A 19,788-nucleotide genomic window follows, 5' to 3' on the forward strand; every position below is an offset into this window, starting at 1 on the left:
GAAGTGGCTGGGCCAATGCCCCCGCCCCACATCGCGCGCGGCTTAGACCCCTGGTAGGGAAAAATCAAGCGGTCATTCGACCTGTGCTGCGACCTCTGGTGTCTGAGGCGAAGGAAGTGGCGGCAGCGCCAGCCAGTCGGGGTTGGTCAGGATCCAATTCTGGATGGCTCTCGCGGCATTTCGCGACAGGGCGCGCATCTGCTCTTCTTTGGTTTTTGTGAAACCAGAGCCAATGATTGTCGTCGCGTTCGCGCCCTCAAAAACTGTGATGCGCTCAGGCTCGGCGTGCAGTTTGCGTGCCTCAGCATCATCCCAAACATTGGCCGAAAGCACGAGAATGGACTTTGGCGCCAGAAGTACCGGAATGCCCGGAGGTGCAAGCGCATAGCCATCCACATTTACCGCGATATGAAAATCACGCCCGCCAGCGTAACCCGAAAACCGGCGATCAATCTCAGCCCCAAGGATGTCTTGCCATTCAGCAGGCGTTGCAGAGCGCGAGGGCGGCACAAGGCGCGCATTATCAGCGACCACGATGTTCCACTTCATCTGGAACGACCCCATATCGGGCTGTTCATAGATCAACGGATCCTCAGAGGCACAAGCCGACACCAATAGCACCGCCAAAATCGTCAAAGTATTGCGAAAAACGCCCATTCTGCCCTCCAAATTCATGCCTTGGGGTAGCCCACGACACCTGTAGGCGCAACGGTTGCTTGGCTCTGTTAGGGCGCGTCGTTCGACACAACACTACAAATGTCGCGTAGCGCTTGCCATTCGACATCCGACAATGCGGGCGCAGTTGAAGCCCCCGTATCTGCCGCTGCGGCGGCTTGGATCCGGTTCGCCATTTCGGGGTGAGATGACAGATGCGCCAAGACGCCTGTAACCTCGGGGTGATCTTCGGACATGCGGGCGAACAAGCTGCCCAAGGCCGCCGGTGGTAGACCCACGTCAGTCAACCGCTCCTGCGCGTAGACGTCCGCCTCTGTTTCGGCTGCACGCGAATAACCTGAGCTGATGATACCAGCCCCCAAACCCGCAGCCCCCGTGAAATCACCAGACAAGAGCGAGACGATGACAAAGGTTGTCATCCGCTCCAACACGCTGGCGACAGAGTGGTCCAACACGACATGCCCCAATTCATGGGCGAACACGGCGGCAACTTCATCCGGGCTCTCGGAGAGTTGGATGAGCGAATCGAAAAAAGTAATGTAGCCACCGGGTAACGCGTAGGCATTAGGGATTTGGTTCGCGCGGTCATCCAAAACCGCCACCTTGAGCGGATAGGGCAAGGCGACACCCTCAGCGATACGCGCAGCGATCTTGTCCATTGCCGCGACCCCGTCAGGGGCTGCGCAGAACTTTAACGGCGTATTGCTGGGTGAAAACGCGCTGCGTGTCATTTCGAAATGCGTCTCGCCCATTTTTAACTCGGCACGCACATTGGTAAAGCCCGCCAGCAAGCCCGCAAGCATCGGCAATACCACCAAGATCAATGCGGCCACGGATACGGCGCCGATTGTGGTAGCCGCGATCGCTTGACGCCACTTTGACGGTGGGCGCAAAGGCGTGCCAAGATTTGCACAAGCCCGCGCCACCATCGCGCACGCGACCGGATCCCGCAGGACCAAGCGCGCGTTGGTATTATCATCTAACCCGATCGTCAGAGTGTCATAGTTCGACTGATCGGGCAGCGTGCGCACCGCATCACAGGGCCACAAAACGACGTTCTGCCCATCCGGTAGATCGAGGACGAGAACATCGCCGTAATCGCCGTGGTCTTCGCGAACCGCGACTCGCTGCGCCAGCGCACGCTCACCATCATAATAGTCGCCGAAATAATCGTCGGAGGGGACTTGTGGGCCGTTCATATCCCGCCACCAAAGTCAAAGAATCCCGCCAGCCCATCCGCATCCGCCATATGATGATCAGCCCCGCGGCGTGTCGCGGATATTACGCTGGCGTCATGCACTAGCAACGTTTCAGCTGCATGCCGCAGCATCGGGAACGTCACGAACACATGTTTAAACTGCGCCCGCAGGACAAAAAAGCTGAAGTAGATCAAAATGGTGCTCGCAAGAATGATCCACTCTGGCAGGTTAAATAGCGCACCAAGCGAGAATTTCTCGGTCAGGATATCCTGGGACGGAAGGCTCGCGCCCAAGGCTCCGAAAATCGCAAACAACATCGCCACAAGGATCGGGACAAGGATCGAAAGGATAAGAAAGATGATCAGGTTTCCAAGCAAATGGATTTTGATGATCTTGCCTGTGCGCGGGTGAATTTCCAGCTCAGTCCCACCGGAATACAGCGTTTCAGACAATAGCACCCGAAAGCTTGCGACCCGATAATATATCCACCCGAGGACCATGCCCGGCACAGTGATGAACAGCCAACCTAGGTTACCACCCGTCCCATTAAAGGATGCCGCAGCCGGCAAACCAATCGTCGCCAAGCCAAACACCAAAAACGGGAAATACGCCGCATACAGCATAGTAAAACGGCCGCTTTGGAAAAACGGCTGATCCCCAAACCACGTACGATCAACGATGAATTTGCGTAGCCGAAATGTCGCCAGTGGCAAAAGCAACCCAAACGTCGCAATCACCAGCCCATAGTACAAAAACGCCCGCCACATGTAGCCAAACGCACCGGGCTCCATGGAAAATGCGAGGCCCCGCCATGACGTATGGTTCACAAGATACCTGCGCCCGCGGTACTGCGCGATAAAATAGAGCGGCAGGATCAGCGCGAGGGCCACAATGAAACCAGCCGTCGTATCGCCGGTAAGATTAAGGCTCGCGAAGAGGATCAACATCATCACAAGGCCGACGTAGAACACCAACAAGACAGCTGCGACAAAGAAACCGATCAGCTTTTCAAGCGGTTGTCCTGTGTATTCTAACGGCATCCCGCCCGGGCGCACGCTGGACCACAGCCACCGACGCAATCGGGTCCGCGCCCAAAATGAATAAAGCCCGAGCGTCACAACCATCAAACTGCCGGTCTTGAGCACCAACCCCAGCAGGTCGATCCGTGCTCCTTTTACGGCAGTTTCCAGCGTGTCATCGGCCATTTTGGTGCCTTAGGTAAAGGTGTTGTCCCGTGGGAAGCCCCGTGGCGCCATGCGCCCAGCAGAGGCGCGTTTCGACGTCCATTCGCTTAGATCAGTCTCGGTGCGCGTGCGGCCAGCGGGGTCAAGCCAGCTAAGGCCATCGGCGAGTGTAAAGGTCCGCGCATCCGTTAGGCCGCCGTCCTTATACTTTTGAAGACGAACGCCCTTGCCGCGTGCCATTTCTGGCAATTCATCGAGGGCGAAAACCAACATTTTGCGGTTCTCACCGACCACGGCGACATGATCACCCGCCACTGGCGCACAGACAGTCGCACGCACATCTCCGCGCACGTTCAGCACCTGTTTGCCCGATCGTGTTTGGGCCACCACGTCGTCCTGCGCGACGACAAACCCGTCACCCGCACTAGAGGCAACAAGCAGTTTGCCCCCAGCGCGGTAGATCAGAATATCCGTAATCTCGACCTCATTGGGCAGATCCACCATCAGGCGTAGGGGTTCGCCCATACCGCGCCCGCCGGGAAGATTGGCCGCCAACACTGTGTAGAAGCGTCCATTCGAGCCGAACACCAACAGCTTATCCGTAGTCTCTGCATGGAACATAAAGCGAGGGCCGTCGCCGTCCTTGAACTTTAGCTCGCGCGCCAGATCAATGTGTCCCGTCATGGACCGCACCCAAGCCATCTTGGAGCAGACGACAGTGATCGGCTCACGCTCAATCATCGCCTCAAGCGGGACTTCTGCGACCTCTAGGGCCTCAGCAAAGGTCGTACGGCGCGCACCGCCCTCAACACCTTTCCCGAACAGTTTCCGCGTTTCGCGCAATTGATCCGAGATGGCTTTCCACTGAACATCATCGTTTTCCAGAAGGTCCTCAAGGCCCGCACGCTCCTCCATCAACGCGTCACGCTCCGTAAGCAGCGCTAACTCTTCGAGCCGTCGCAACGCGCGCAAGCGCATGTTCAGGATCGCTTCGGCCTGCACCTCGCTGAGGGCTTCGGACCGATCGGTTGGCAGGGGGCTGACATAGTCGGCTTCATCCTGCGCGCGCGCATGGCTGACGCCCCAATCCTCGAACATCAACGCACGCTTGGGTGCATCATCGTACCGGATGATATCAATAACGCGGTCCAAGTTAAGGAAGGCCACGATAAAGCCCTCAAGTACCTCAAGCCGATGGTCAATCTGCGCCAAACGGTGCCGTGAGCGACGTTGCAACACGACGCGACGGTGGTCCAAAAACGCCTGCAAGACTTCGCGCAGACCGCAAACCTTTGGGGTCACACCATCGATCAAGACGTTCATGTTCAACGAGAACCGCGTTTCGAGATCGCTGGCCCGGAACAGTGTCGACATCAAAACGTCTGGATCCACGTTTTTGGATTTTGGCTCTAGCACGATGCGGATGTCGTCTGCGCTTTCGTCGCGCACGTCCGCTAGGATCGGGACTTTTTTGGTCTGAATAACTTCAGCCAGTTTTTCGATCAGCCGCGATTTTTGCACCTGATAGGGGATTTCAGTCACGACAATTTGCCATTGTCCGCGGCCCAAATCCTCAATCTCCCAACGAGCGCGCAACCGGAAAGAGCCACGCCCTGTTCTGTAAGCCTCAAGCACGTTTTCGCGCGGCTCAACGAGCACGCCACCGGTCGGAAAGTCCGGGCCAGGGATCATGTCTACCAGCGTTTCATCGCGGACATTAGGCGTCTTGATAAGGTGCAGGCAGGCCGTGATCAGTTCTTCGAGGTTGTGGGGCGGAATGTTGGTCGCCATGCCAACTGCGATCCCGGACGAGCCATTCGCCAATAGATTCGGGAACGCCGCAGGCAGAACCACTGGTTCACGCAATGTGCCATCGTAGTTGTCACGGTAATCAACGGCGTCTTCGTTTAGCCCCTCTAAAAGCGCCTCAGCCGCGGCGGTCATACGCGCCTCGGTATACCGGCTCGCGGCGGGGTTATCGCCGTCAATGTTGCCAAAGTTCCCCTGCCCGTCCACCAGCGGATAGCGAACAGCAAAATCCTGCGCCAAGCGGGCCATCGCATCGTAAATCGCGGCGTCACCATGGGGGTGATAGTTGCCCATTACGTCGCCAGAAATCTTGGCAGACTTTCGGAAACCGCCCGTCGGTGAAAGGCGCAATTCGCGCATCGCAAAAAGGATACGCCGGTGAACCGGCTTCAGCCCGTCACGCGCATCCGGCAAGGCCCTGTGCATAATCGTGGACAAGGCATACGTTAGATAGCGCTCCCCAATGGCGCGCGAAAGTGGTTCTGCGATAGCTTCGGGTGTGTCGATGGGATCACTCATATGCTTGGTCTACTGTAGGCGATTTCCAGCGTAAACAGACAACGCGGCCAAAAAATGGTAAGTTAGTGTCTAAAGATTCGTAGCGCTGCCTTTTGCTGCACATTTATTTTATTTTAACCATTTACGGAGGGCTGCGTTTTGCTTCGCCTTTCTATCATATTGATTGCTGCACTTTGGGCCAGCTTCCTTATTTGGGGCACACCCACTGATACGATATCCCAATCGGACCCAGCCCTGCGCGACCAGCCCCCGCGCACCGTCCGTGTACCAATTTATTCGGAGCCGACGATTGTATCCGTTGACCGCCCAACGGTCACAGCAGCACGCGCCGCACCACAGCCCGTGCTAGCCATTGAAGTGAGCGCCGAGCCAGCGGCCCAACAAAATACGGTTCCGATTGAGGAATTACCCTTATTTACAGTCACCGGAACCCGCGTGAACCTACGTACCGGCCCCTCAACTGCGACTGATATTGTGATGTCCCTATCGCTGGGCAGCGTGACCGAAGCACTCGGTCCCGAGAGCAATGGTTGGATCGAGATCAGAGACCTAAACACAGGCCTGTCCGGATACATGTCCGCCCAGTTTCTCGAATTGCTTTGAACAGTCCATTGACCCCACCGAATGCGCCCTTACGTTGCCCCACGAAAAGAGGGCGCAATGCAAAAATCCATATTGATCACAGGGTGTTCCAGCGGCATCGGGCTAGACGCGGCGCACACGCTACGTGACCGTGGGTGGCAGGTCTTTGCCACGTGCCGCAAGCAAATCGATTGTGACAGGTTGTCGGATCAAGGATTTGTTGCCCCATTATTGGACTATGAGGCCCCCGAAACCATCGAGGCCGCCCTTGCAGAGGTACTAACAGATACCGGTGGCACGTTGACCGCTGTGTTTAACAACGGTGCATATGCGATCCCCGGTTTGGTCGAAGACCTGCCTACCAACGCGTTGCGTCAGATTTTTGAAGCCAACTTTTTCGGCTACCACACACTGACACGCGCCGTGATCCCGGTGATGCGCGCGCAAGGTCACGGGCGCATCGTGCAATGCTCCTCTATCCTCGGATTCTCACCACTGATGTGGCGCGGAGCCTACAACGCGACCAAATTCGCGCTTGAGGGGCTGACGGACACGTTGCGGCTAGAAATGCGCGGCACCCAGATATTCCCGGTTCTAATTGAGCCCGGCCCCATCACCACCAAAATCCGAGAAAACGCGATTCCCCATTTTGAAAAGTGGATCAATTGGGAGAACAGCGCCCGAGTCGATGACTACAAGGCGCTAAAACAACGGCTCTACACGTCCTCCGGGCCGGATCCGTTTGAACTGCCCCCCACGGCTGTGACCAAAAAACTGATCCATGCCCTAGAAGCGCCAACACCCCGCGCGCGTTATTACGTGACCTTTCCCACCTACCTAATGGGCACGCTAAAACGGCTTTTACCCACTTCGGGCATAGATTTTGTGGCCAGCCGGTTCTAGACCGCTACGTCACCGCCAAAGAGAGGAATAAACATGTTCAGCGATCCCTTGTTCTACATAGCAGCGGCTGCGTGCCTTGTTGTGGCGGGCATCTTGTTGTTCGGCATCGGCGGCTTTGGCTCCGGTGGCGGCTTTAATAAAAAACACGCCAATAAAGTCATGCGGCTCCGGCTGTATGCCCAGTTAGGGGCCGTGGCCCTGATGGTTGGTTTTCTCTTACTACGCGGCGTCGGAGGTCAATAATGGTCGTTCTTTCAAAGATTTACACCAAAACGGGTGATGCGGGTGAAACCGCATTGGGCAATGGAGCACGGGTAGCCAAACACTCGCTGCGGGTCACAGCCTACGGCACGGTGGATGAGACGAACGCTACCGTTGGCCTTGCGCGGCAGCACAGCAGCGGTGAGATGGACGCGCAATTGGCGGCAATCCAGAATGACCTGTTCGACCTTGGCGCAGACCTGTGTCGCCCCGACATGGAGAAAGACGCCGAAAGCGAATATCCGCCCCTGCGCGTAACCGATGCTCAAATTCAGCGGCTTGAAGCAGAGATTGATGAGATGAACACGGCACTGGAACCATTGCGCAGCTTTATTCTGCCCGGCGGCAGTGCGCTGGCCGCACAAATGCATCTGTGCCGGACCGTATCCCGCCGCGCAGAGCGTCTCTCGGTTGAGCTAGCGACAGTTGAGGCGATCAATCCGGCTGCGGTAAAATACCTCAACCGGTTGTCCGACTGGTTTTTTGTAGCGGGCCGCATTGCCAACGACGGTGGCAAAGATGACGTTCTGTGGGTTCCTGGCGCGAACCGCTAACCTTAAATACGGGCGCTGTCACTGGTTTGACCTCTGGCGGCGCCTACGTCGTGAAACAGCATACGAAACGGCGCAAACAGAGCAGAAGCAACGCACAAAGCTGCCATCTAGCGATGGTAACCAGATGTTACCCAAGCCATACTGCAGCCAAACGCAGGGTTTAAATGCATCCGCAGGAAGCCCTGCTTACAAGATCGTAGGTTTTGAAAATTTACTCTATGCCCCGCGATGCACAGTGGTTATCAATGCGGTGAAAATTTCGGGCTATATTTCACGAAGGCCCGAGTCGAACAGGAGAAACGCGCAATGAAGGTCCTCGTACCGGTGAAACGCGTGATCGATTATAACGTAAAAGTTCGCGTCAAAGCGGACGGAAGCGGTGTCGATCTCGCAAACGTCAAAATGTCCATGAACCCCTTTGATGAGATCGCGGTCGAAGCTGCGATCCGCTTGAAAGAAGCGGGTCAAGTGGATGAAATCGTCGTCGTTTCTGTTGGCGTTGCAAAGGCGCAAGAAACGCTGCGGACTGCTTTAGCTATGGGCGCAGACCGCGCTATCTTGGTCGAAGCCGCCGACGACGTGCACACCGACATCGAACCTCTTGCCGTTGCTAAGGTTCTTAAGGCCCTCGTCGACGAAGAGCAGCCCGGCCTCGTGATCTGTGGCAAGCAAGCCATCGACAACGACATGAACGCGACTGGCCAGATGCTCTCGGCTCTGCTCGGGTGGAGCCAAGCAACATTTGCGTCTGAGTTGGCGATTGAAGGCGATAGCGCAACCGTGACACGTGAAGTGGACGGCGGTTTGCAAACGATCAAAGTCAAAATGCCAGCCGTTGTGACCGTGGATCTACGCTTGAATGAGCCACGCTACGCATCCTTGCCTAACATCATGAAGGCAAAGAAAAAGCCGCTTGATACCAAAACACCAGGCGATCTGGGCGTTGACGTAACCCCACGCTTGAGTGTCGTCACAACGACCGAACCAGCGGCCCGCGCAGCCGGCGTCAAAGTCGCGTCCGTGGACGAGCTTGTTTTGAAACTCAAAGACGAAGCAGGAGTGATCTAAGATGACTGTTCTTCTTATTGCAGAAGTCTCGGGCGGCGTTTTGGCCGTGGACGCAACAGCAAAAGCGCTTACTGCCGCTAAGGCGATGGGCGATGTAACCGTGTTGTGTGCTTCCGCAGGGTGTGGTGGCGCAGCAGAAGCGGCCGCTAAACTCGATGGCGTAAGAAAAGTTCTTTGCGCGGATGACGCCGCTTATGGACACGATCTCGCAGAACCTCTTGCCGATTTGGTAGTCGGCATGGCCGGAGACTATAGCCACATCGTAGCACCCGCGACAGCAACCGCCAAAAACGTGATGCCCCGCATCGCGGCGTTGCTGGATGCTATGGTGATCTCTGACGTAACGGCTGTTGTTGATGCGGACACGTTCGAGCGCCCCATCTACGCAGGCAACGCGATCCAGACCGTCAAATCCGCAGATGCGATCAAAGTGCTAACGGTTCGCACCGCGACGTTTGATGCCGCCGGCGAAGGCGGTTCGGCTTCGGTTGAGAGCATTGCAGCGGCCGCCAACTCCGGAATTTCGGAGTGGGTAGAAGACAAGGTTGCCGCCTCTGACCGACCCGAACTGACATCCGCGGGCATCGTTGTTTCTGGCGGCCGCGGCGTCGGCTCCGAGGACGATTTCAAAATGATCGAAACGCTCGCAGACAAGCTGGGCGCAGCTGTTGGTGCATCCCGTGCCGCGGTTGACTCGGGCTATGCTCCGAACGATTGGCAGGTCGGCCAGACCGGCAAAGTCGTGGCACCGGACCTTTACGTTGCGGTCGGCATTTCGGGTGCGATTCAGCACCTTGCCGGCATGAAAGACTCCAAAGTCATCGTCGCCATCAACAAAGACGAAGAAGCACCTATCTTCCAAGTCGCTGACTACGGGCTGGTTGCTGACCTGTTCGACGCCGTACCAGAGCTGCTCGAAAAACTCTAAGCGCTTAGCAAGTCTTACTGGGAACGGCCCGCATTTTGCGGGCCGTTTTCTTTTGCACTATCCTTAGGCAAAGGCGGCGACACCAGCCAGTTTCTCGGCAATCTCTATGTGACATGCCGGAGGCAAAAGCTGCTGCGCCACTGGCACTTCCATTTCGGGCACCTTCATCCCGTGAATGCCCGCGTTGGCCCGCGTCTGAGCCGGATCGTACCGCAGCACGTCATCAACCAATGGTCGCAAATCATCGACCATGCGTTCTGACACAAAAAGCGGCTCCGGCCCAAGTTCTGCCCCGTGCGCGGGTGGAGTTGCGTCAGGTAGCCACAAGAGCATTTTGCGCCCCGTTATCCGCGTAAGCAGCAAACGCATCCGCGCAGTCCATGCCGCAGACAATTCCTGCTCAATCATCCGGAACTTGTCCGGCGAACAGGCCTTGAGTGTCACCAGCATGTGACGCGTGAAATGGAATTCACTGAAATCAACGTCCTGAAACAGGTTTTGCATCAACGCAGAGGGTTTCAAGAAGCGGTCATTGCGGCGCGGATGAACGTGATAAAATCGGTTGGACATGTTGTGGGCAGGCAGAACCTGCACAATTGTCATATCTGCCTCAGAGGCCATATCCAGTACCGTTGCGTCTGCCGCAAATACATCCACCCCAGCATTCATTTGACCAAAGTTCACACACGGCAGGCCAATCTTATCTTCCAAGAGTTCGGAAAAGGGCCGTTCAACATAGCGGCCATACGTTTCTGAGCCGCCAATAACAGCGACATACGGCGTGCGACGGTCCTTCTTAGGCCCCCGAAACAGTGTCTTCGATGCGCCGTATGTGCACGGGTAATACTCAAGCGCGGGCTGCGCCATTCTTTCATAGGTCATCTGCCTATTCCCACCAATGTTCGACTCACCCAAGCACGACATTGCAATAAAGCCGTTACTGATAACCTAACCGAGCAATTTGCCTTTCTTTTTCAACAACACCGTGGCTTGTGACCCTTCGCTATCCCGCGTAATTTGAGCCAACACACGGCAGGAGAGCCAGAATGGATATTCAGAAAATCGGCATCGTAGGCGCAGGTCAGATGGGCAATGGCATTGCACATGTCTGCGCATTGGCAGGTTACGATGTGATTCTAAATGATATTTCCCAAGACTCACTCGACGCCGCGATGACTACGGTTCGCAAAAATCTTGAACGCCAAGTCAGCCGTGAGAAAATCACGCAAGCCGATCAAGATGCCACCCTCGGTCGGATCTCAACCACGTTGCGCCTTCCGGATCTGGGTGCGACCGACTTGGTGATCGAGGCCGCGACGGAACGTGAAACGGTCAAACAGGCAATTTTCGAAGACCTTCTGCCCCACCTCCAACCCCACACGATCCTGACCTCCAACACATCGTCTATTTCAATTACGCGCCTCGCGAGCCGCACGGACCGACCCGAAAAGTTCATGGGGTTTCATTTTATGAACCCCGTTCCAATCATGAAGTTGGTCGAACTGATCCGTGGTATCGCTACGGACGAGCCGACTTTTTCCGCCTGTCGCAAGGTCGTTGAGAGGCTGGGGAAAACTGCCGCAACTGCGGAAGATTTTCCGGCGTTCATTGTGAACCGCATCCTGATGCCGATGATCAATGAGGCAGTCTACACGCTTTATGAGGGGGTCGGGAACGTAAAATCCATCGACGAATCCATGAAGCTAGGCGCGAACCATCCTATGGGGCCACTAGAGCTCGCGGACTTCATCGGCCTCGATACGTGCCTTGCCATTATGAACGTGCTGCATGACGGCCTTGCGGACACCAAATATCGCCCCTGCCCGCTTCTGACGAAATATGTGGAAGCTGGCTGGCTCGGCCGCAAAACGGAACGTGGTTTCTACGACTATCGTCAGAACCCACCTGTCCCGACCCGCTAATCGCTCAGAGTTTTTTCCCGTAGCCAAGCGACAAAGCCACGTGGGTTTGTCGCCCACTTCACGATCTCAGATCGCTCAATTGGCGCACGCACCACAGGGGCCTGCGGCTTGTTCAATGCATAAACCACTTCGTGCAAAAGCAGACCCTGGCGCAAAGTCGCCGAAAGGATATTCGCAATCTGATACCACCGCGAATTCTGCCCGGGAAAGAACACAGGCACCACAACCGCCGCCGATTTCTGAATCATTTTGGCGGTGAACGGGTTCCATTCCTTTTCAATCGCTGGTCCGAAGTAAGTCTCAGAAGCGGCAACTGAGCCTGACGGGAAAAGGACGATCACGCCGCCGTTCTCCAAGTGCGCATTCGAGGCTTTGCGCATTTCGAGGTTCTTCTTCAAAGAATCCTCTTCGTGCGGAAACGGCACAGGGATCATGAATTCTTCGATCTCGGGGATACCGGTCAGCAAAGATCGCGTCAGAATTTTGTAGTCCGTTCGGACCCGACCAATCAATTCGGCCAAAACCATGCCATCCACCAACCCATGCGGGTGATTGGCCACAACGATCACCGGACCCGTCTTAGGGATGCGCGCAATTTGGTCAGCGGGTGTGATCAGGTCAATACCCATCACCTTGAGAGCATGCCCCCAAAAACCCTGCCCGGTTTGGACACCTTCCCGCTCGAACCGCCGGATCAGACGCAGCAGACGTATTTTGCCAGTCGTCCACTCCATCACGCGGATTGTGTTGGCTTTCCACGGGTTTTCAAACGTGTTCGCGTAAGAAAGACGCTTCTTATCATAGGCCACGTAATTGGGGTCAGTGCCCCCATCCGCGCCGTCTAATTCGTGCGTATTGTCCACCAAAGCTTACGGGGCTCCCCGTTCAGACGTCTTCCCCAAAGCGCGCGGCCACCAAATTGGCCAGTGCGTCGGCCAAGGCGTCCGCTTGCGCGCCCGAAGTTTCGACCTCAATAGTCGTTCCCTTAGATGCTGCCAACATCAAAAGCCCCATGATCGAATCGCCTGACGCCTCAAGCCCGTCTTTACGGACCATGGCGGAGGCATCAAAGCCTTCAACACATTCGACAAATTTAGCTGAAGCCCGCGCGTGCAGACCTTTTTGGTTCACGATGGGGAGTATGCGTGCTGTCATGCGTTGCCCGCCGTAGCATCAAAGCTGTTGATATACCGTCGCCCAGCGTCACGCGCTAGATCGACAGCCTCCCCGACGGGGCGTCCACGCGACTTGGCCAGTTTGATCAGAGCCGGAAGATTGGCACCATACAAAATACGCCTATCGGCGGCCATGCACGCAGGTAACGACAGGTTCGAAGGAGAGCCGCCAAACATGTCAGTGACGACAACCACCCCATCCCCACTGTCAACATCGTTCGCGGCTGTGCAAATTTCGGATTTTTTCACATCTCTGTCGTGATCAGGCTCTATAGCTATCGCGACAATACCGGTCTGCTGGCCAACGACATGTTCGATCGCGGCCAGGTATTCCCGTGCAAGCCCCCCATGGGCAACGATGACGATCCCAATCACCTGTGGGTTCTACCTCTTCACCGGGCGCCACGTCTGACCGCTGCGCCGCTCCAATTCCCTGTGTCTTAAAGACACTCTCCAGCCACTTTCCGCAAGGGTCACCGCAAGGCTTTCCGCTACGGCAACAGAGCGGTGTTGCCCACCCGTACAGCCCAACCCAATCGTAAGGTGCGATTTTCCCTCTGCCTCGTAGGCGGGCAGAAGCATCAAAAGCAAGTCCTCAACCTTCGCACGAAACGGTAAATAATGGGTGTCTTTCGCAATATACGCCGCAACTTCCTGCGATTGGCCGGTCTTTTCCCGCAGATCAGGCGCCCAGTGCGGATTGCGAAGGAAACGAACATCAAAAGCCAGATCAAGGCCTAGGGGAAGCCCGCGCTTATAGCTAAAACTTTGAACAGAGACCGCCAATCGCGTCGCCTCCGAAACCGTAAAAATACGGTCAACCTCTGCCCGCAACTCGTGAATATTGAGCTGACTGGTATCGATAAAATGATCAGCCTGCTCCTTAAGCGGTTCTAGCAAGAGCATTTCTTGCGCAATACCACCTTCGGTGTCTTTTCCATCTGCAACCGGATGCCTCCGGCGCGTTTCGGAATAGCGACGCAACAGAACATTGGGCGCGCAATCAACATAGAGGACATTCAACCCAACGGCTGGGTTTGCCCGCAGCTTTGCGACCAGATCTGCAAAACGCTGGACACTAAAATCACGGTTGCGGGTATCGATCCCAAGAGCCAGTGGACGGCCCGTCGGGGGACCATTCAACACCCGCCCCACAAGCGACAAAGGCAGGTTATCAATCACCTCATAGGCAAGGTCCTCAAGAGCAGCAATCGCAGTGGATCGCCCTGCGCCAGAGGGGCCAGTCACGAAAACAACAGGGGTTGGGTCCGGTGTCACGTCGGTCATTATGCTCACGGTATTATTACGTGTTAGGATGGTAGCGGTAGCAGATGCAGAAGCAAATGACATGGCACTGCCAACCGCCCACTAAGCACGCAAAGTCCGCCCTCCATGCCGCAACAACAGAACTACTTTAGACGCCAGACCAACACCGTGGCACGCACGATAAAGCGGGACTCTACACTCATCAAAAGTCAAGGTTTCCTCTGGTGGAAAACGCGGGGCGGCATCCTCTGTCAGCAATAGGCAGAACGTCAATTTTGCAGAACGTTTCAAGGGAATTGAGAGAAGACCAAACCCGCGCATCTCTAACTGCTCAGGTGCATTTTTCGGCGGCATACACATGAGGTTTCCAAGGCCCTCCAATTCGATTTCCACAACATCATCACACACCAACGCGCATCCCAAAGCCATCAACTCAGCCGCAAGCGTGCTTTTGCCAGCCCCACTCTTGCCTAGGATCAAAACCCCGTGATCCCCGTCGGCAACGCACGTTGCATGGGCCCGCCAACGTCCCAGCTCTTGCACCGTGCACAGACTATCTGCTGGCATCGATGTCACTTAGATCGGCAGTCCAACCACGAACCGCGCGCCTAGCGGCTCGGACGTAAGGTCCATATCGGTGGGCCGAATATTCTCAGCCCAGATAACCCCGCCATGGGCCTCAACGATTTGCTTAGAGATGGCCAAGCCTAGCCCCGAATGGTTGCCAAACTGCTGCTGGGGCCGTTCGGAATAGAACCGATTGAACACTTTTGTCAAAGCCTGTTCAGGAATGCCCGGCCCTGTATCTTCGACCACGATCAGCACCCGATTGTCACGCTGACGCGCCCAAATACGCACCGCGTCACCGGCGTCGCAAAACGACAGCGCATTGGTGATCAGATTAACGAAAACCTGCGCGAGACGGGCCTCAAGCCCCATAATCACAATCGGCTCTTTCGGCAGATCCGCGATAAAATCGATGTCGCGCGCGCTTGCTTCCTCAGAATGGTAAAGTGTCAGATTGTTGAGCATCTTGATGAGATTGAAGGGTTCTTCCTCTTCCTTCACCAACTCACTATCGAGCCGCGACGCATTCGAGATATCAGACACTAGCCGATCAAGGCGGCGCACATCATGGTCGATCACATCCAACAACGTACTGCGCTGATCCTCAGTCTTAGCCAACCGCATCGTGCCGACCGCCGAGCGGAGGGACGCCAGCGGATTCTTAATTTCATGAGCCACATCAGCCGCAAATTGTTCGTTGCTATCGATCCGATCGTAAAGCGCAGACACCATACCCCGCAGCGCACCGGACAACCGCCCGATTTCATCAGGGCGCGCGGTTAGGTCCGGAATACGCACCCTATTTGGGCTCATCTTGCGGGCATTTTTGTCCCGGCCAAGCTCGGCTGCAGCCGATAAATCAGACAGCGGGTTGGCAATAGTAGAGGCGAGCAGAAGGCTCAGGCCAATCGAAACCATCAGGGCAATCACAAACATCTGCAGCACTTGTTCCCGCTGCGCGCGGGCAAGGGCGTCAATTTCTCCGGCGCGGCTGGTCACGGCAATCGCGCCCAGTGCAACAGCACCTGTGCCGATGGGCGTGGCCACTGTATAGACTGTGCCGGTCTCAATTTCGCGGCCGCGGATAAGCGTCTCAGCCCGGCCAATTTCACGCACCATTTCCAGCGCCACTTGGGACGTGGGCGTGGTGATCACCGGGGCCTGTTCTGCCGACATAACCCCTGCCACACCGTCCCACACCCAATTGAGCAGGTTGGTGATGACGTTAGTACGGTCAGTTGTTTGCTGTAGCCCCCGGACGGTACCGGCGGGCTGCGCATCGGCAGTGGTTGCCGCCACAAGCCTCTGACGGTCGTCAAACACATGCACCTCAACCCCGACGGGCAAGTCGATAGCAGCCAACACCTCGGTCACATCTACGTCCGCAAGGGACGCAAGCGACCCACTCTCAACTCCGGGCAAGGACGCCTCAAAGATGTCAGCAATCAACTGCGCCTCAACCACCAAGGCCTTTTCGCGCTGTGTCACAAGGCTGTCGCGCGACGGGCTCAGAAACAGCACACCAGCAACAAGCACCAAGATCGCCAACATGTTGAACACGATGATCTTGCGGGCAAGCGGCGAACGATTGAGTGAAATCATACCACGACGTTCGCGCGCCGAGACCAATTCGCTTTCTAAAGCACCAATGGGGCGGTCCCAGTCTTCACCAAGAACCACCTCACTTTCAGGCCTGCGTCCGCGCGAAGCGGTTTGCATAATGGCGTCCGCCGTCATTCTTCGTTGTATCGGTACCCAATGCCGTACAGCGTCTCAATCGCGGAGAACTCGGCATCAGCCATGCGCATTTTCTTCCGCAACCGTTTGATGTGGCTATCGATTGTTCGATCATCCACATAGACCTGATCGTCATAGGCCACATCCATCAATTGATCTCGACTTTTAACAAAGCCGGGACGCGTGGCCAATGCTTGCAGAAGCAAAAACTCGGTTACGGTGAGAGTTACATCGTTGCCCTTCCACTTCACTGCGTGCCGCAGCGGGTCCATGGTTAAATCACCACGCACAAGCGCTTGGGTTTCCTCGGGCGTATCGGTTTCATCAGAAGCAATCGCCTCCTGACGGCGTAGAATAGCGCGAATACGTTCGACGAGCAGACGCTGCGAAAACGGCTTGCGCACATAATCGTCGGCCCCCATCCGCAGGCCCAAAACCTCATCAATTTCATCGTCCTTAGAGGTCAGAAAAATCACCGGGACCGAGCTTTTCTGGCGCAGACGCTGCAACAGATCCATGCCATCCATGCGGGGCATCTTTATGTCCAGCACAGCAAGCTCAGGCATCCGGCGCATAAACGCATCCAGAGCCGACTGGCCATCATTATAAGTTTCGACCTCAAAACCCTCTGCCTCCAGAGTCATCGAGACTGACGTGAGAATATTTCGATCGTCATCGACCAGAGCAATCCGCGACATGTGCAATGTTCCTTATTTTGCCCAATTTGCCTAAATTTTTGCTTACTGTCCGACTTTCACTAGTGAGAATCAACAAAAAACGAATCAGCCGCGGTGATCCTGCCGCGTACAAGGCCTGATCAAAGTTAATAGTCCCATAATTTGCGCTAACAGCGGCAATTTGGTTGCGCTAACTGCGCGCTTGCGTCCTGTTCAAGCCAAAATACGTCATGATATAGCCACGAGGGTGTAGTCATATTGGCTGCTGTTTGTATTTCGACCTAGAGCGGGACAAAATCCGCGGGAGCACGATCATGATCATCGGACGCGTTAACCCAGCGCACACGCTGGAAACCCAAGGCATTTCCGGGCTCGGGTCGGTCTATTATAACTTGCTTGAACCAGCGATCATCCAGCAAGCGATTGAACGCGGCGAAGGGACACTCGGCAAAGGTGGTGCGTTCATGACGACCACCGGTAAATACACCGGTCGCTCGCCCAAAGATAAGCACGTAGTAAAAACCGCTGACGTAGTGGACACGATCTGGTGGGACAACAACGCCGCGATGTCGCCCGAGGGGTTTGATGCCCTCTACGAGGACATGCTCGCCCACATGAAAGGTCGCGATTATTTCGTGCAGGACCTGTTTGGCGGCGCCGACCCCGCGCATCGTCTAGACGTGCGCATGGTGACCGAGCTTGCATGGCACAATCTGTTCATTCGCCACCTTCTGCGCCGCCCTGAGCCCGCAGAACTGGAAACATTTGCCCCCGAATTTACGGTCATCAACTGCCCCACGTTCAAGGCCGACCCAGAGCGTCACAATTGCCGCTCTGACACGGTCATCGCCATGAACTTTGAGCGCAAGATGATCCTGATCGGCGGCACCGAGTATGCGGGCGAAAACAAGAAATCGATCTTTACGCTGCTCAACTATCTACTGCCTGCCAAGGGCATCATGCCCATGCACTGCTCCGCCAACCACGCCATCGACAACCCCGTCGACTCGGCCGTGTTCTTTGGTCTGTCGGGCACAGGCAAAACCACGCTATCGGCCGATCCCGGTCGCACCCTAATCGGCGATGATGAACATGGCTGGTCCGAGCGTGGTATCTTTAACTTTGAAGGCGGCTGTTACGCCAAAACCATCAATCTGCGCCGTGAAGCGGAACCCGAAATCTACGACACCACGTCCAAGTTCGGCACAGTGATCGAAAACATGGTCTTTGATCCAAACACCTTCGATCTGGACTTTGATGACGACAGCCTTACGGCCAACATGCGCTGCGCCTACCCGCTGGAATACATCTCTAACGCGTCGGACACCGCGCTGGGTGGTCACCCCAAAAACATCATCATGCTAACCTGCGATGCGTTCGGCGTCCTGTCCCCCATCGCGCGGCTTACGCCAGCGCAGGCCATGTACCACTTCCTGTCTGGCTTTACCTCCAAGGTTGCAGGCACTGAGCGTGGCGTGACAGAGCCAGAACCGACATTCTCGACCTGCTTTGGCGCACCCTTCATGCCCCGCCGTCCCGAAGTGTATGGCGACCTTCTACGCAGCAAAATCGCCGAAAACGGCTCTACCTGTTGGCTGGTCAACACTGGCTGGACCGGCGGCGCCTATGGCACAGGTTCGCGGATGCCGATCAAGGCAACCCGCGCACTTCTCACGGCTGCTTTGAACGGGGATCTCAGCAATTGTGAATTCCGTCGCGACCCCAACTTTGGCTTCGACGTCCCCGTCGCATGCCAAGGCGTCGACGACAGCTTGCTTGATCCACGCACAACATGGTCAGACCCCGCAGCCTACGATGCACAGGCCGCAAAACTGGTTTCCATGTTCTCGGACAACTTTGCGCAATACGTCCCCTTCATCGACGAAGACGTCAAAGCCTGCGCAATCGGCTAATTATGCGTGCTGAGGCGGGCATCCCCGCCTCATGCCAACCCTTTGCGGATCAGGTTCGCGCCGGCCACGAGCAAAACAATCAAGATTGCCCGCTTAAAGGCTGCCGCGGGCAATCTGTCTTGCACAGCGAACCCAACCCACATCCCCAACATGCTTGGTATCAACAGCGCGGCTGAAAATGGCGCGGTCTCTAGGTTGAGGATCCCGGATTTCAGATGCGCCACAAGCAGCATGAATGATCCAAGCCCATAGATCACGCCCTGCACCACGCCCTGTTGCGCGCGGGGGACATCCGTTGCCAGCAGGTACAACACAGTCGTTGATCCCCAGTTACCCGTCAGCCCACCCATCGTGCCCGAAATGAGGCCCGCAACCCATTCGGTCCACCACCGATGCTGCTGCGCTATGTGAAACGTTTTTCCTGCCAGTTGAATAACCGAGAGCACGACCACCGGAATGCCCAGAACCAATGAGAAAACCTGAGGCGACAAAGAGGTGACCAACTGCGCCGCAAGCAAGATCATGATGCAGACTACGACCAAATAACGCCAAAACTGCCGCGCCGCAGCAACCGCTGGCCCAACCCCAGCCCGCAAGGTTTGGGTCACATTCGCCGCCACAATCGGCAGAATAACCCCTGCCAAGGCCAACTGCGGATCCAAAAATGTCGACAACCCGGAAATCATGATCAAGGGCAGTGCAAATCCCACCACCCCTTTGACAAAGCCGCCAAAAAACGTGATCGCCACAGCCAGAGCAAAGGCCCCCAGCGACATAAGTTCCATGATGCGTGTCCCTGTTTTAGCTGCGCACAACGCAGTCTTGTGCTATCGTTACGGCAACCTACCT

The 19,788-nt window shown here is 56.0% G+C and carries 21 protein-coding genes; 8 read left to right on the forward strand and 13 right to left on the reverse strand.

Translation table 11 applies throughout. The features are described from left to right. Positions 1-72: 72 nt before the first annotated feature. From AC4GMC_RS07480 to AC4GMC_RS07495, 4 genes are all read right to left on the reverse strand, one after another. Positions 73-657 carry a hypothetical protein gene (locus tag AC4GMC_RS07480; protein ID WP_487878117.1) on the reverse strand — a complete coding sequence of 195 codons (585 nt, stop codon included), beginning with the start codon at positions 655-657 and terminating at the stop codon, positions 73-75. 68 nt (positions 658-725) lie between these two features. Continuing rightward, on the reverse strand, positions 726-1,874 hold the full coding sequence (locus tag AC4GMC_RS07485) for a M48 family metallopeptidase (RefSeq protein WP_487878118.1): 1,149 nt from the start codon (positions 1,872-1,874) through the stop codon (positions 726-728). Then, positions 1,871-3,079: a DUF898 family protein gene (locus AC4GMC_RS07490; protein ID WP_487878119.1), complete on the reverse strand. Its 1,209-nt coding sequence runs from the start codon at positions 3,077-3,079 to the stop codon at positions 1,871-1,873. Before AC4GMC_RS07490 ends, AC4GMC_RS07485 begins: the two co-directional genes overlap by 4 nt. Before the next feature lie 9 nt (positions 3,080-3,088). Further along, positions 3,089-5,386 (reverse strand): DNA topoisomerase IV subunit A, encoded by a 2,298-nt coding sequence (locus tag AC4GMC_RS07495; RefSeq protein ID WP_487878120.1) that lies wholly within the window; start codon positions 5,384-5,386, stop codon positions 3,089-3,091. A 138-nt stretch (positions 5,387-5,524) separates the two neighbouring features. Between AC4GMC_RS07495 and AC4GMC_RS07500 the strand changes: the two genes are divergently transcribed. From AC4GMC_RS07500 to AC4GMC_RS07525, 6 genes are all read left to right on the forward strand, one after another. After that, complete coding sequence (locus AC4GMC_RS07500; protein ID WP_487878125.1) at positions 5,525-5,989, forward strand: SH3 domain-containing protein; 465 nt, start codon at positions 5,525-5,527, stop codon at positions 5,987-5,989. A gap of 57 nt (positions 5,990-6,046) precedes the next feature. Further along, positions 6,047-6,871: an SDR family NAD(P)-dependent oxidoreductase gene (locus AC4GMC_RS07505; RefSeq protein ID WP_487878126.1), complete on the forward strand. Its 825-nt coding sequence runs from the start codon at positions 6,047-6,049 to the stop codon at positions 6,869-6,871. 33 nt (positions 6,872-6,904) lie between these two features. Then, entirely contained in the window at positions 6,905-7,114 is a 210-nt protein-coding gene (locus AC4GMC_RS07510; protein WP_038008020.1) for an HIG1 domain-containing protein, read from the forward strand. Beyond that, positions 7,114-7,686, forward strand: coding sequence for a cob(I)yrinic acid a,c-diamide adenosyltransferase (locus AC4GMC_RS07515; RefSeq protein WP_487878127.1), 573 nt, complete (start codon positions 7,114-7,116; stop codon positions 7,684-7,686). Before AC4GMC_RS07510 ends, AC4GMC_RS07515 begins: the two co-directional genes overlap by 1 nt. Positions 7,687-7,992: 306 nt before the next feature. Continuing rightward, complete coding sequence (locus AC4GMC_RS07520; protein ID WP_487878128.1) at positions 7,993-8,754, forward strand: electron transfer flavoprotein subunit beta/FixA family protein; 762 nt, start codon at positions 7,993-7,995, stop codon at positions 8,752-8,754. A 1-nt stretch (position 8,755) separates the two neighbouring features. Further along, complete coding sequence (locus tag AC4GMC_RS07525; RefSeq protein WP_487878129.1) at positions 8,756-9,682, forward strand: electron transfer flavoprotein subunit alpha/FixB family protein; 927 nt, start codon at positions 8,756-8,758, stop codon at positions 9,680-9,682. A gap of 63 nt (positions 9,683-9,745) precedes the next feature. On the opposite strand, the gene AC4GMC_RS07530 is transcribed toward AC4GMC_RS07525, so the two are convergent. After that, a complete protein-coding gene (locus tag AC4GMC_RS07530) occupies positions 9,746-10,564 on the reverse strand; it encodes a DUF6473 family protein (RefSeq protein ID WP_487878130.1) in 819 nt (272 codons plus the stop codon). Between the two features lie 164 nt (positions 10,565-10,728). Here AC4GMC_RS07530 and AC4GMC_RS07535 point away from each other — a divergent pair, with 164 nt between their 5' ends. Beyond that, complete coding sequence (locus AC4GMC_RS07535) at positions 10,729-11,604, forward strand: 3-hydroxybutyryl-CoA dehydrogenase (protein WP_038008015.1); 876 nt, start codon at positions 10,729-10,731, stop codon at positions 11,602-11,604. Here AC4GMC_RS07535 and AC4GMC_RS07540 read toward each other — a convergent pair. The 7 genes from AC4GMC_RS07540 to AC4GMC_RS07570 all read right to left on the reverse strand — a co-directional run bounded on the left by AC4GMC_RS07540 (position 11,601) and on the right by AC4GMC_RS07570 (position 17,047). Then, positions 11,601-12,470 carry a lysophospholipid acyltransferase family protein gene (locus tag AC4GMC_RS07540; protein ID WP_487877934.1) on the reverse strand — a complete coding sequence of 290 codons (870 nt, stop codon included), beginning with the start codon at positions 12,468-12,470 and terminating at the stop codon, positions 11,601-11,603. The genes AC4GMC_RS07535 and AC4GMC_RS07540 overlap by 4 nt on opposite strands. Before the next feature lie 19 nt (positions 12,471-12,489). After that, positions 12,490-12,759 (reverse strand): HPr family phosphocarrier protein, encoded by a 270-nt coding sequence (locus AC4GMC_RS07545; RefSeq protein ID WP_487877933.1) that lies wholly within the window; start codon positions 12,757-12,759, stop codon positions 12,490-12,492. Continuing rightward, a complete protein-coding gene (locus AC4GMC_RS07550) occupies positions 12,756-13,154 on the reverse strand; it encodes a PTS sugar transporter subunit IIA (RefSeq protein WP_487877932.1) in 399 nt (132 codons plus the stop codon). The genes AC4GMC_RS07545 and AC4GMC_RS07550 overlap by 4 nt, the downstream gene beginning before the upstream one ends. 9 nt (positions 13,155-13,163) lie before the next feature. After that, positions 13,164-14,066, reverse strand: a complete 903-nt coding sequence (gene rapZ / locus AC4GMC_RS07555; protein WP_487877931.1) for an RNase adapter RapZ — start codon at positions 14,064-14,066, stop codon at positions 13,164-13,166. Positions 14,067-14,147: 81 nt separating this feature from the next. Further along, complete coding sequence (locus tag AC4GMC_RS07560; protein WP_487877930.1) at positions 14,148-14,612, reverse strand: HPr kinase/phosphorylase; 465 nt, start codon at positions 14,610-14,612, stop codon at positions 14,148-14,150. 9 nt (positions 14,613-14,621) lie between these two features. Next, entirely contained in the window at positions 14,622-16,349 is a 1,728-nt protein-coding gene (locus tag AC4GMC_RS07565; protein ID WP_487877929.1) for a sensor N-terminal transmembrane domain-containing protein, read from the reverse strand. After that, positions 16,346-17,047 (reverse strand): response regulator transcription factor, encoded by a 702-nt coding sequence (locus AC4GMC_RS07570; protein WP_487877928.1) that lies wholly within the window; start codon positions 17,045-17,047, stop codon positions 16,346-16,348. Before AC4GMC_RS07570 ends, AC4GMC_RS07565 begins: the two co-directional genes overlap by 4 nt. Before the next feature lie 293 nt (positions 17,048-17,340). Between AC4GMC_RS07570 and AC4GMC_RS07575 the strand changes: the two genes are divergently transcribed. Continuing rightward, on the forward strand, positions 17,341-18,939 hold the full coding sequence (locus AC4GMC_RS07575) for a phosphoenolpyruvate carboxykinase (protein WP_487879127.1): 1,599 nt from the start codon (positions 17,341-17,343) through the stop codon (positions 18,937-18,939). A gap of 29 nt (positions 18,940-18,968) precedes the next feature. On the opposite strand, the gene AC4GMC_RS07580 is transcribed toward AC4GMC_RS07575, so the two are convergent. After that, positions 18,969-19,724 carry a sulfite exporter TauE/SafE family protein gene (locus AC4GMC_RS07580; protein ID WP_487877201.1) on the reverse strand — a complete coding sequence of 252 codons (756 nt, stop codon included), beginning with the start codon at positions 19,722-19,724 and terminating at the stop codon, positions 18,969-18,971. Positions 19,725-19,788 lie beyond the last annotated feature (64 nt).

Source organism: Thalassobacter sp. (assembly GCF_982993085.1).

Bases quoted from the DNA above. Each gene is read 5' to 3' on its own strand.
- AC4GMC_RS07480 (WP_487878117.1), bottom strand. From the start codon at position 657: ATGGGCGTTTTTCGCAATACTTTGACGATTTTGGCGGTGCTATTGGTG.
- AC4GMC_RS07485 (WP_487878118.1), bottom strand. From the start codon at position 1,874: ATGAACGGCCCACAAGTCCCCTCCGACGATTATTTCGGCGACTATTAT.
- AC4GMC_RS07490 (WP_487878119.1), bottom strand. From the start codon at position 3,079: ATGGCCGATGACACGCTGGAAACTGCCGTAAAAGGAGCACGGATCGAC.
- AC4GMC_RS07495 (WP_487878120.1), bottom strand. From the start codon at position 5,386: ATGAGTGATCCCATCGACACACCCGAAGCTATCGCAGAACCACTTTCG.
- AC4GMC_RS07505 (WP_487878126.1), top strand. From the start codon at position 6,047: ATGCAAAAATCCATATTGATCACAGGGTGTTCCAGCGGCATCGGGCTA.
- AC4GMC_RS07510 (WP_038008020.1), top strand. From the start codon at position 6,905: ATGTTCAGCGATCCCTTGTTCTACATAGCAGCGGCTGCGTGCCTTGTT.
- AC4GMC_RS07515 (WP_487878127.1), top strand. From the start codon at position 7,114: ATGGTCGTTCTTTCAAAGATTTACACCAAAACGGGTGATGCGGGTGAA.
- AC4GMC_RS07520 (WP_487878128.1), top strand. From the start codon at position 7,993: ATGAAGGTCCTCGTACCGGTGAAACGCGTGATCGATTATAACGTAAAA.
- AC4GMC_RS07525 (WP_487878129.1), top strand. From the start codon at position 8,756: ATGACTGTTCTTCTTATTGCAGAAGTCTCGGGCGGCGTTTTGGCCGTG.
- AC4GMC_RS07530 (WP_487878130.1), bottom strand. From the start codon at position 10,564: ATGACCTATGAAAGAATGGCGCAGCCCGCGCTTGAGTATTACCCGTGC.
- AC4GMC_RS07535 (WP_038008015.1), top strand. From the start codon at position 10,729: ATGGATATTCAGAAAATCGGCATCGTAGGCGCAGGTCAGATGGGCAAT.
- AC4GMC_RS07545 (WP_487877933.1), bottom strand. From the start codon at position 12,759: ATGACAGCACGCATACTCCCCATCGTGAACCAAAAAGGTCTGCACGCG.
- rapZ (WP_487877931.1), bottom strand. From the start codon at position 14,066: ATGACCGACGTGACACCGGACCCAACCCCTGTTGTTTTCGTGACTGGC.
- AC4GMC_RS07560 (WP_487877930.1), bottom strand. From the start codon at position 14,612: ATGCCAGCAGATAGTCTGTGCACGGTGCAAGAGCTGGGACGTTGGCGG.
- AC4GMC_RS07565 (WP_487877929.1), bottom strand. From the start codon at position 16,349: ATGACGGCGGACGCCATTATGCAAACCGCTTCGCGCGGACGCAGGCCT.
- AC4GMC_RS07570 (WP_487877928.1), bottom strand. From the start codon at position 17,047: ATGTCGCGGATTGCTCTGGTCGATGACGATCGAAATATTCTCACGTCA.
- AC4GMC_RS07575 (WP_487879127.1), top strand. From the start codon at position 17,341: ATGATCATCGGACGCGTTAACCCAGCGCACACGCTGGAAACCCAAGGC.
- AC4GMC_RS07580 (WP_487877201.1), bottom strand. From the start codon at position 19,724: ATGGAACTTATGTCGCTGGGGGCCTTTGCTCTGGCTGTGGCGATCACG.